Source organism: Streptomyces oryzae, assembly GCF_017676365.1.
GTDB lineage: Bacteria > Actinomycetota > Actinomycetes > Streptomycetales > Streptomycetaceae > Streptomyces > Streptomyces oryzae.
Genome location: NZ_JADKMA010000233.1, coordinates 1 through 10,641 on the forward strand (window position 1 = coordinate 1; position 10,641 = coordinate 10,641).

At 71.8% G+C, this 10,641-nt stretch carries 10 protein-coding genes; 7 read left to right on the forward strand and 3 right to left on the reverse strand.

Annotation, left to right across the window (positions count from 1 at the left end):
- The first annotated feature begins 116 nt into the window (after positions 1-116).
- The 5 genes from fabG to ITI46_RS30460 all read left to right on the forward strand — a co-directional run bounded on the left by fabG (position 117) and on the right by ITI46_RS30460 (position 5,068).
- Positions 117-878, forward strand: a complete 762-nt coding sequence (gene fabG / locus ITI46_RS30440) for a 3-oxoacyl-ACP reductase FabG (RefSeq protein WP_209243154.1) — start codon at positions 117-119, stop codon at positions 876-878.
- A 23-nt stretch (positions 879-901) separates the two neighbouring features.
- Positions 902-1,678, forward strand: a complete 777-nt coding sequence (locus ITI46_RS30445; protein WP_209243155.1) for an SDR family oxidoreductase — start codon at positions 902-904, stop codon at positions 1,676-1,678.
- 341 nt (positions 1,679-2,019) lie between these two features.
- The gene (locus ITI46_RS30450; RefSeq protein ID WP_209243156.1) at positions 2,020-3,606 is read left to right on the forward strand and encodes an ABC transporter substrate-binding protein; all 1,587 of its coding nucleotides are present in this window, start codon (positions 2,020-2,022) and stop codon (positions 3,604-3,606) included.
- A 147-nt stretch (positions 3,607-3,753) separates the two neighbouring features.
- Positions 3,754-4,422 carry a uracil-DNA glycosylase gene (locus tag ITI46_RS30455; RefSeq protein WP_209243162.1) on the forward strand — a complete coding sequence of 223 codons (669 nt, stop codon included), beginning with the start codon at positions 3,754-3,756 and terminating at the stop codon, positions 4,420-4,422.
- A gap of 127 nt (positions 4,423-4,549) precedes the next feature.
- Positions 4,550-5,068 carry a hypothetical protein gene (locus ITI46_RS30460; RefSeq protein ID WP_209243157.1) on the forward strand — a complete coding sequence of 173 codons (519 nt, stop codon included), beginning with the start codon at positions 4,550-4,552 and terminating at the stop codon, positions 5,066-5,068.
- Positions 5,069-5,204: 136 nt separating this feature from the next.
- On the opposite strand, the gene ITI46_RS36265 is transcribed toward ITI46_RS30460, so the two are convergent.
- Together ITI46_RS36265 and ITI46_RS30470 are read right to left on the reverse strand one after the other, a co-directional pair.
- Positions 5,205-6,044 carry a mycothiol transferase gene (locus ITI46_RS36265; protein ID WP_307808388.1) on the reverse strand — a complete coding sequence of 280 codons (840 nt, stop codon included), beginning with the start codon at positions 6,042-6,044 and terminating at the stop codon, positions 5,205-5,207.
- A 77-nt stretch (positions 6,045-6,121) separates the two neighbouring features.
- Positions 6,122-6,730 (reverse strand): TetR/AcrR family transcriptional regulator, encoded by a 609-nt coding sequence (locus ITI46_RS30470; RefSeq protein ID WP_209243158.1) that lies wholly within the window; start codon positions 6,728-6,730, stop codon positions 6,122-6,124.
- An 85-nt stretch (positions 6,731-6,815) separates the two neighbouring features.
- On the opposite strand from ITI46_RS30470, the gene ITI46_RS30475 reads away from it, so the two are divergent.
- A complete protein-coding gene (locus ITI46_RS30475; RefSeq protein ID WP_307808389.1) occupies positions 6,816-8,036 on the forward strand; it encodes an FAD-dependent monooxygenase in 1,221 nt (406 codons plus the stop codon).
- A gap of 10 nt (positions 8,037-8,046) precedes the next feature.
- Complete coding sequence (locus ITI46_RS30480) at positions 8,047-8,952, forward strand: Gfo/Idh/MocA family protein (protein ID WP_209243160.1); 906 nt, start codon at positions 8,047-8,049, stop codon at positions 8,950-8,952.
- Here ITI46_RS30480 and lnt read toward each other — a convergent pair.
- Positions 8,924-10,456, reverse strand: coding sequence for an apolipoprotein N-acyltransferase (gene lnt, locus ITI46_RS30485; protein WP_209243161.1), 1,533 nt, complete (start codon positions 10,454-10,456; stop codon positions 8,924-8,926). The genes ITI46_RS30480 and lnt overlap by 29 nt on opposite strands.
- Between the last annotated feature and the right edge of the window lie 185 nt (positions 10,457-10,641).

Sequence of the window (10,641 nt, forward strand, 5' to 3'; positions counted from 1 at the left end):
GCCCCCGGTCTCTGCCCTCGGGGGCGGGCGTTGACACCGCATCGCCCGCCCCATAGCGTCACGTGCCAAAGGTACTAAGCGGTTGCTCACCCATCTCAGGCCGAGGAGAGACCAGCATGTCCAGCACCGAGCAGCGAGTCGCGATCGTGACGGGCGCAGCCCGAGGGATCGGCGCGGCCACGGCCGTCCGTCTGGCGGCCGAGGGATACGCCGTCGCCGTTCTCGACATCGACGAGGCCGCCTGCGCGCAGACGGTCGAGGAGATCACCGGGCAGGGCGGGAAGGCGCTCGCCGTCGGCTGCGACGTCTCCGATTCCGCGCAGGTCGAGACCGCTGTCGGCCGGGTCGCCGAAGAGCTCGGGGCGCCCGTGGTGCTGGTGAACAACGCTGGGGTGCTGCGCGACAACCTGCTGTTCAAAATGAGCGACAGCGACTGGGACACGGTCATGAACGTGCACCTGCGGGGCGCGTTCCTGATGTCCCGCGCCTGCCAGAAGTACATGGTGGACGCCGGCTTCGGCCGTATCGTCAACCTCTCCTCGTCCTCAGCGCTCGGCAACCGCGGCCAGGTCAACTACGCGGCGGCCAAGGCCGGTATGCAGGGCTTCACCAAGACCCTCGCCAAGGAGCTGGGCAAGTTCGGCATCACGGCCAACGCGGTGGCTCCCGGCTTCATCGCCACCGACATGACCGCCGCCACCGCCGAGCGCGTGGGCATGGGCTTCGAGGACTTCAAGGCCGCGGCGGCCGGCCAGATCCCCGTACAGCGCGTGGGCGAGCCCGCCGACATCGCCAACGCCGTCGCCTTCTTCGCCGACGAGAAGGCCGGCTTCGTCTCGGGCCAGGTGCTGTACGTCGCCGGCGGACCCCTCAACTGACGGCCGGCGAGGAGGCGGAACGGATGACAGAGCAGACAGTGGACGGCGCCGGGCGCGACACCGGGAAGGTCGCGCTCGTCACGGGCGGCAGCCGCGGCATCGGCTATGGCATCGCCGAGGCGCTGGTGGCGCGCGGCGACCGGGTGTGCATCACCGGACGGAACGAGGAAGCGCTCAAAGAGGCCGTCGAACGGCTCGGCTCCGAGCGGGCGATGGGCGTCGCGGGCAAGGCGCACGACCTCGACCACCAGGCGGCCGTCGTCGAGCGGGTGATGGAGGCGTACGGGCGCATCGACCACCTGGTCAACAACGCCGGCACCAACCCGGTGTTCGGTCCCATGGCGGAGCTGGACCTGGCCGTCGCACGCAAGGTGTTCGAGACGAACGTGATCTCGGCACTCGGCTTCGCGCAGCGCACCTGGGCCGCCTGGCAGCAGGACAACGGCGGCACGATCGTCAACGTCGCCTCCATCGCGGGCCTGTCGGCCTCACCGTTCATCGGCGCGTACGGCATGAGCAAGGCGGCGATGATCAATCTGACCCAGCAGCTCGCGCACGAGTTCGCGCCGAAGGTACGGGTCAACTCGGTGGCTCCGGCCGTGGTCAAGACGAAGTTCGCCGCAGCGCTCTACGAGGGGCGTGAAGCGGAGGCCGCCGCCCGCTATCCGATGGGCAGGCTCGGCGCACCGGAGGACGTGGCGGGCGCCACCAGGTTCCTGACCTCCGACGAAGCGGCCTGGATCACCGGTCAGACACTGACTCTCGACGGTGGTCTCTTCCTCAACGCCGGCGTCGAATAGCCGGACCTGCGGGCGTCGGATCACCGGACCGCCCGCATCGGGCAGCCGAAGCGCCCGCATCGAACAACCGGGACCGTGAGCGTCGAACAACCGAATCGGATCCACCCGCGCGGCCGCCGCGCGGGTGGTGCGTTTCCGGGCACTGCACGGCCTATTGCCCGTATGTCCGGCTGTCGGACCACCAGTTCCGGCAGCCGGGCGTCCGGTTCCGCTCCGTCGTGGCCTCCGGCTGGGGTAATGTCCAAGCGTTTTCCCGCAGTTGGGCGTCGCCCCCAGACCAAGGGCGCACCCCCAGGGCACCGCACCAGCAGTACAGGCACCGCCGACTGAGGAGCGCGCACGTGTTCGACCGGAAGCGGCTGCAGAGAGCCGCAGCTACCCTTCTTCCCCTCGTTCTCATAGCCGGGTGCAGTTCGCTCTCAGCCGGTAACGGGGGTGCGGAGCACAAGATCGTGGTCGGTACCACAAGCGCTCCCAGCGCCCTCGACCCGGCTGCGGCCTGGGACGGTTCATGGGAGCTGTACCGGAACATCTTCCAGACCCTCATGGCGATCCCGAACTCCGGCACCACACCTGAGCCGGAGGCCGCCAAGGCATGCGGCTTCACCGACTCCGCCAGCCGGGTCTACCGCTGCAAGCTGCGCGAGGGGCTGCAGTTCTCCAGCGGCCGGCCCGTGGACGCGGAGGCGGTCAAGCACTCCTTCGACCGCATCACCTCCGTCGACGCCCCGGCCGGCCCTGCGGCGCTGCTCAGCAACCTCCAGCAGGTCGACACCAAGGGCAGCCGCACGGTGATCTTCCGGCTGAAGAAGTCGGACGCCACCTTCCCGTTCATCATCTCCACCCCCGCCACCTCACTGGTCGACCCCGACGAGTACCCGAGCTCCACCGTGCGCCCCGGCAAGCTGGCGACCGGCTCGGGGCCCTACGTGCTCAAGGACTACGAGCCGGGCAAGAAGGCCGAGCTCGTCAAGAACCCGGACTACAAGGGCACCGCGAAGGTCCGGAACGACGCAGTCACCATCCGCTACTACAAGCGGTCCACCACGATGGTCAGCGACCTCAAGGCCGGCCGAATAGACCTCACCTACCGCGGACTGACCCCGGAGCAGGTCCTGGAGTTCCAGGACGCCGCCACAACGGGCGACACCTCCATCGACCTGAGCGAGATGACCGGCTCCGAGGTGCACTTCCTGGTCTTCAACCCGAAGGACAAGCAGGCCGGCAACCCCGCCGTGCGGCGGGCCGTCGCGCAGCTGGTCGACCGTAAGAAGCTGGTGCGCGAGGTCTACGACCGGACAGCCGACGCCCTCTACTCCATGGTCCCTGCGGGTATCACAGGGCACACCAACGCCTACCTCGAGCGGTACGGGGAGCCGGACCCCAAGCGGGCCCGCAAGACGCTCCGGGACGCGGGCATCACCGACAAGGTGCACCTGACCCTCTGGTACGCGACAGGCCGCTACGGCGACGCCACCAGCCACGAGTTCGCCGAACTCAAGCGGCAGCTGGAGGACTCCGGCCTGTTCGACATCACCCTCAAGTCGCACCCCTGGGACTCGTTCCAGAAGGGCTACCTCAAGGGGAAGTACCCCGTCTTCGGCCGCGGCTGGTCAGCGGACTTCCCCGACGCGGACAACTACATCACGCCCTTCGCCGGCGAGAAGAACGCGGTGGGCACCCCCTACCGGGACCGGAAGCTGACCGAGGAGCTGCTGCCGTACTCGCGGCGGCAGAGCGACCGCGGAGCGGCCGGACAGTCGTTCGCGAAGGCGCAGCAGGTGATGGCCGACGACGCACAGCTGCTGCCGCTGTGGCAGGGCAAGGTCTACATCGCCGCCGAGAAGGACATCGCGGGCGTCGAGTGGGCGGTGGACGCCTCGGTCATTCTGCGCGTGTGGGAGCTGTACAAGAAGTCGAGCTGGTAGTCAGCAGGTAGCGGCCTGCGGGACTGTCAGTGCGGGGCGGTACCTTCTGGGTCGATCAGTGATCACCGCCCGGCAGTGATCACCACCATGGCAGTGGTCGTCACCCGGAAGAGCACACCGCAGCGGAGGTAACAGCGCGTGAAAGAGATGCTGCCCCAGTCCTGGCAGGGCGTCCTGGGGGAGGAGACCGAGAAGCCCTACTTCAAGGAACTGGCGGAGTTCGTCGAGGAGGAGCGGGAGCGCGGGCCCGTCTACCCGCCCCGTGAGGAGGTGTTCGCCGCCCTCGACGCGACCCCGTACGAGCAGGTGAAGGTGCTCATCCTGGGCCAGGACCCGTACCACGGCCCGGGGCAGGGGCACGGGCTGTGCTTCTCGGTCCGTCCGGGCGTCAAGACGCCGCCCTCGCTGCGCAACATCTACAAGGAGATGCGCGACGAGCTGGGCCATCCCGTTCCGGACAACGGCTATCTGATGCCCTGGGCCGAGCAGGGCGTGCTGCTGCTGAACGCGGTGCTGACGGTGCGCGAGGGCGAGGCCAACTCGCACAAGGGCAAGGGCTGGGAGAAGTTCACCGACGCGGTGATCCGCGCCGTGGCCGACCGCCCCGACCCGGCGGTGTTCGTGCTGTGGGGCAATTACGCGAAGAAGAAGCTGCCGCTCATCGACACCGAGCGGCACGCCGTGGTGCAGGGCGCCCACCCCTCGCCGCTGTCGGCGAAGCGGTTCTTCGGCTCCCGGCCCTTCACCCAGATCAACGAGGCCATCGTCGCCCAGGGGCACACCCCCGTCGACTGGCGCATCCCCGACCTGGGCTGAGCCTCCCCTCCGGCCGGGCCACCCGGCCGGGCCGAGCCACGCGGGGCTCCTCCCGAGGTGAGCGCCTTTGTCAGAGGCGGCCGTTAGCGTCGTAGACCCAGCACACGGCCAACGGGAGGAGCCCCTCGTGGCGGAGCCCCAGCAGGACGCCCACCAGGGCGACCAGGACGCGACGATGGTCAGAATCGGCCAGGCGATCATGCTGCACCGCGGTGGTGACCGGGAGGAGGCCCGGAACCGCTTCGCCGCGCTGTGGACGGAGACGGACACGGACGCCGACCTCTTCTACCGCTGCACGATCGCGCACTACATGGCGGACACCCAGGACGATCCGGCCGACGAGCTCGCCTGGGACCTGCGCGCCCTCGCCGCAGCGGACGCCCTGGAGCGCGACCGGGTCAGCTGGGGCGAGCACCAGCTCGCGGTCCGCTCCCTCTACCCCTCCCTGTATCTCAACCTCGCCGCCGACCACGTCAAACTCGGCGACGAGCAGGCCGCCCGGCTCGAGCTGGAACGAGCACGCGGCAAGCTGGACGCGCTGCCGGCGGACGCGTACGGGGAGGGCATCCGCGCCGCCATCGAGCGCCTGGAGAAGCGCATCGCCAACGGCGCCGCCTCACCCGGCGGCACGGACCACTTGCCGTAGCTCCCCGCGCTCCGAAGGGGCGCGGGGGACTGCTCCCCCAAGCTCTTCGAGCAGGGGTGCACCCACCACCAAGACACTCCCGCAGCCCGCACACCACAGCCAGTGCCACCCCCTCACCGGAACACCAGCAGCGGGATCACCTCCCGTAAGTGTCACGGCAGATGCGGGCCTGCGGACTGTCCGGGTCCCAGCGGCCATACGCCTCACCCAGCTCACACATCCCGGCCCCGGCGCCGCCGGACCGCCCGGGAGCATGCCCGCGCCCGCGCTGCCCGGGTGCGCCCGGGACATCCCCGGGGCGGGCGCCCTTCGCCCGCCCCCGGCCCGCGCTGTCGCCCCCGACTGCCGGGCCCCGCACCTGGGAGCCGGGCAGCGGGGCGGGACGGGGAGCGCTCTGTTGCCCCGAGCGCGCCGTCGCGTCCTTCGCTGTGCCGCTCTCGCGAGCACCGTCGGCCCCACCGCGCCGCCGCTGGTCCGCCGCGTCGTCCCGGCCGGAGCCGTTCCCCGGGCGCGGAAGTCGCGACAGCCCCTCCTTCGCCGAGGGCCGCACCAGGTGGGGCGGGGCCGCGCCGCGGCCGGGGACGGGGGAGTGCTGGGGTGCGGGCCTGTCGCCGGGCGAGTGGCTGCCGGTGACGGTGATGCAGCCGGTCGTGGCCGAGAGCGCCACTCCTGCTACGGCCATGGCTTTCGTCATACGTGACACTCCGGCAACTCTTCCCACCTCGGCCCCGGTGCGGAAGTACCCCCAGGGGTGATCAGGGAGCGCTCGGAAGCCCGTCTCCCCGTCGATGCGCTCCCGCAGCAGATCGGCGTGGCCGTTGTGCCGTGCGTCGGTCATATGGCGCAGCAGCTCCAACAGGGTCAGCTCGGACGGCGGGGGCGAGGCGGTCCGCAGCTGTTCGTCGGTGAGCCCCGCGCACTTCGCGGCCGGCGTGGCGCGCTGGAAGTCCAGCCACTGTTCCAGCAGTTGCCTCACGGCACAACGGCACAACGGCACAACGGCACAACGGCACAACGGCAGCGCCGGGATCGGAGCGGGGCCGCAGTGCCGCGTCAGGCACGGGATTCCAGCATCCCGCTCAGAATCTCCCGCAGGCTGACCCGCAGCTCCTCCTCAGTGGGGACCGCGGCGTTGAAGCTGCCTGCCGTGCAGGTGAAGAGGATGCCATCGCACCAGGACAGCAGCGAGAGCGTGTGCCGCTCCGGCGCGCTGGAGCCCGCGGCCCCGAGCATCGCCCGCAGCGGCTCGGCGAAGTCACTCATCCCGGTTCTGTCGTAGTGCTCCCGCAGCTCCGGGCGCCGGGTGGCCTCCAGCGCCAGCTCGTACCGGGCCACCAGCAGGGCTCGGTGCCGGGTCAGATGACGGTGCAGCGCGGTCGCGATGAGGGCGGCCAGCTGTGCGGGACCGCTCGGCTCACGCGCCGAGGCCGCCATCTCCTCGCTGGTCAGGACCGCGCCTTCCAGCTCGGTCAGCCGTCGCACGGCCGCCTGCAGCAGTGCCGCACGGGTCCGTGCGTGGTTGGAGGTGGAGCCCGGCGGCAGCCCGGCCGCCTCGTCCACGGCGCGGTGGGTCAGGCCCCGGAGCCCGCGTTCCGCCAGCAGCCGGATGGCGGTGTCGGCGATCAGCGTGGCGCGGGGGATGGCGGCATCACGTGGGGTCATGGCGGCAATCTACCGGGGTCACTACGCCTGTAGTAGTCTCGGCGGCGTCCACTACATCTGTAGTCCTCGCTTCTCAGGAGGCTCCGTGCGCCCCTCACACACCTCACGCGCTCTCGTCATCGGCGCCGGGATCGGCGGGCTGACGGCCGCCGCCGCGCTCGCCGCCCGGGGCTGGTCCGTCACCGTTCTGGAGCGTGCCCGCAAGCTCGAACCCGTCGGCGCGGGCATCGGCATCGCCCCCAACGGCCTGCGGGCCCTGGACGTGCTCGGGCTCGGCGACCCCGTACGCGAGCTGCGTACCTGGCGCGGCGAGGAGGGAGGCCTGCGCTCGCCCTCCGGCCGCTGGCTGGCCCGGACGACGGGGGACAGGGCCGCCGCACGCTACGGCGACTCCGTCGTCCTGCTTCCCCGCGCCGCCCTCGTCGAACTGCTGCGCTCCCGGCTGCCCGGCACCGTCGAACTGCGCACCGGCACAGCCGCAACCGTCACCGATCCGGGCGCCCCGGACCGGTCCGCCACGGTCACCACCGAGGAGGGCGACACCCGCACCGCCGACCTCGTGGTCGCCGCCGACGGCATCCACTCGCCCACCCGGCGCGCCCTCTTCCCCCAGCACCCCGGGCCCCGCTACGCGGGCTTCACCACCTGGCGCTTCCTCACCGAGCCGCCCGCCGGTGGCGTCGCGCCCCACGAGACCTGGGGCCGGGGCCGGATGTGGGGCACCAACACGCTTCCGGACGGCAGGATCTACGCCTACGCGGCAGCGGAGGTTCCGGCCGGTGAGCAGGCCCCCCAGGGCGAACGTGCGGCGCTGCTGCGGCTGTACGGCGACTGGCACCGGCCACTGCCGCAGCTCATCGAAGCCGTGCCCGAAGAGGACGTGCTGCGCAACGACGTCCACCACATGACGGACCCGCTGCCCGCGCACCACGCCGGGCGGGTCGCGCTGCTCGGCGACGCGGCGCACGCCATGGCCCCCGGCCTCGGCCAGGGCGGCAACCAGGCCGTCGAGGACGCCGTCGTGCTGGCCCAACTCGCCGACCCGGCGGGCGAGGTCACCGGCGCGCTGGCGCACTACACGCGGCAGCGGCTGCCCCGCACGGCCGCGGTCGTACGGCGTTCGGCGCGCGCGAGCCGCACCTCGATGCTGCGCGCCGCCCCCGCCTGCGCGCTGCGCAACGCCGGGATCGCCGTCGTCGGCAGGATCGCGCCCTCAGCGGCGCTGCGTGCTCTTGCGGGGATCGCCGACTGGCGTCCGCCAGAGCGCACGTATGCTGCGCAGACACAGTCACCTGTTCGACAGTGAGGGAGCGCCCGTGCGGATCGGTGTGATCGGCCTCGGCGACATCGCCAAGAAGGCATATCTGCCGGTGCTCATGGCCCAGCCGGGGCTGGAGCCGCACCTGGTCACCCGAAACCCGGCCACACTGGCAGCCGTGGGGGACGCCTACCGGGTCCCCGGAGCGCACCGGCACACCGGTCTCGACGGGCTGCTCGCCGCGCGCCCCGACGCCGCGTTCGTGCACGCCGCCACCAGCGCCCACCCGGAGCTGGTGCACCGGCTGCTGGAGGCCGGCGTCCCCACCTTCGTCGACAAGCCGCTCGCCTACGAACTCGCCGTCTCGCGCGGCCTGGTGGAGCTGGCCGAGCGGCGGAGCACCAGCCTCGCGGTCGGTTTCAACCGGCGGTACGCGCCCGGATACGCCCAGTGCCTGGAGCACCCGCGCGATCTGATCCTCCTCCAGAAGCACCGGGTGGGCCTGCCCGAGGAGCCGCGCAGGATGGTGCTGGACGACTTCATCCACGTCGTGGACACCCTGCGCTTCCTCGCCCCCGGCGAGGCGGACCACATCGATGTGCGGGCCGGCGTCCGCGACGGGCTGCTGCACCACGTGGTGCTCCAACTCGCGGGTGAGGGCTTCACCGCGCTCGGTGTGATGAACCGGCTCTCCGGCTCGGCCGAGGAGATCCTGGAGGTCTCGGGGCAGGACACCAAGCGCGAGGTGCGCGATCTGGCTCAGATCGTGGACCATAAGGGCCAGCCCAGCGTCCGGCGCCGCGGCGACTGGGTGCCCGTCGCCCGCCAGCGGGGCATCGAACAGTGCGTGCTGGCCTTCCTCGACGCCGTACGGGAAGGGCGGACGCTCAGCGCCCGGGACGCCCTGCGCACCCACGAACTGTGCGAGCGCGTGGTCAATGACGTACCGGAACAGGCGCACTGAACTCCGTACGCTCCCGGGCTCCGCGCCCCCGCGCCGTCCGCACGCCCTCCACCGCTCCATACGCTGCCAGCGCGCTCAGCGCCAGCCACAGCGTCCAGTCACCGAAACGCACGTACAGCGTCGTCCCCGTGGCCAGCGGCACCTCGGTGAGCTGCGCGGCGCTGGTGTCGGTGCCCATCGGGGCCCCGATCCGGCCGCCCGCGGGCCCGTAGAAGGCGCTCACGCCCGTGAGCGTCGCGTGCACCATCGGCCGCCCCGACTCGGCGGCCCGCAGCGCCGCCAGCGAAGCGTGCTGCTCCGGTGCCCAGCTGTGCTGGAAGGTGGAGGTCGAGGACTGGGCCACCACCACACGCGCTCCCTTGGCCACCAGCTCTCTGCTCATGTCGGGGAACGCCGTCTCGAAGCAGATCAGCGGGCCGAACCGCAGCCCGTCCGACCGCATCACCACCGCTTCCTGGCCGCGCTTGCGGTCCTCGCCCGCCGCCCGGCCCACCGAGGTGGCCCAGCCGAGCAGCGACCTGGCCGGGATGTACTCGCCGAAGGGCACCAGCCGCATCTTGTCGTAGCGCTGCCCGGCCAGCCCGTGCTCGTCGACGAGGACGGAGCTCTTGTAGATGCCCGGCCGGTCGCCGCGCCGCGAGTCGACGTTCACCAGCAAGTCGGCACCCGTCTGCCGGGAGAGCGCCGCCAGCCTGCGCACCAGCGCGGGGTGGCTGCCCAGGTCGTAGCCGACGCTGCTCTCGCCCCAGACCACCAGGTCGGGATGGCGGTGTGCCAGCTGCCGGGTGAGCTCCTCGCCGCGCTCGAACCGCTCCTGCCGCGAGTGGGTCTCCCCGATCTGTACGACGGCGATCCGGGTGTTGCCCGCCGGCTGGGGCCGCGGTGCCCACAGCCACACCGCGCTGGTGACCACGGCGAGGGACACCAGCGCCACGACGGCGGCCACCCGCGCGCGGGGTGCCGCCAGCAGCGCGGCCAGCACGGTGTTCACCGCGACCACCACGAAGCTCACCAGCCATACGCCGCCCACCGAGGCCAGCCGCAGCGCGGGCCGCACCTCCCACTGGCTCGCTCCCAACAGCCCCCACGGGCCGCCCAGGTACTCCCACGACCTGACCAACTCCGCCAGCAGCCAGCCCGATGGCACCAGCACCACGGCCGCCGCGAGCCGGCCGCCGCCCGGAGTGCCGGCCAGCAGCCGGTGCACCAGCCAGCCCCACGGCAGCCACAACAGCCCCAGCAGCGCGGCGAGGAGAAGGATGAACACATGCAGGCTCGGCATCAGCCAGTGGTGCATCGCCAGCATGAACCCCGTACCGCCCAGCCAGCCGGCGAAGGCGGCGGCGCGGCCCGAGGGCGCGGAGCGCAGCAACAGCAGCCACGGCACCAGCGCGACATACGCCAGCCACCACAGCGACGGCGCGGGGAACGCCAGTACGGGCAGGGCGCCTGCCGCCGGTGGCAGCGCCACGCGAACCCAGCGGGACGCCGGCCACGGACGCATGGACCCCCTCCTTCATCCGGTGCTCCGATCACCAGTGTGCGGGAGGGGGTGCGTGTGAGCGAGGGGGCGTGCGGGGGCGGCGCGGCGCTGTCCGCGCGCTCACCATGTGAGGGACTGCGCCGCAGGGGGCGCTCCTGGCGGCTACGGCGCGGGCACCGGTTGGGGGCTCGCCGGGGTGCGAGGGG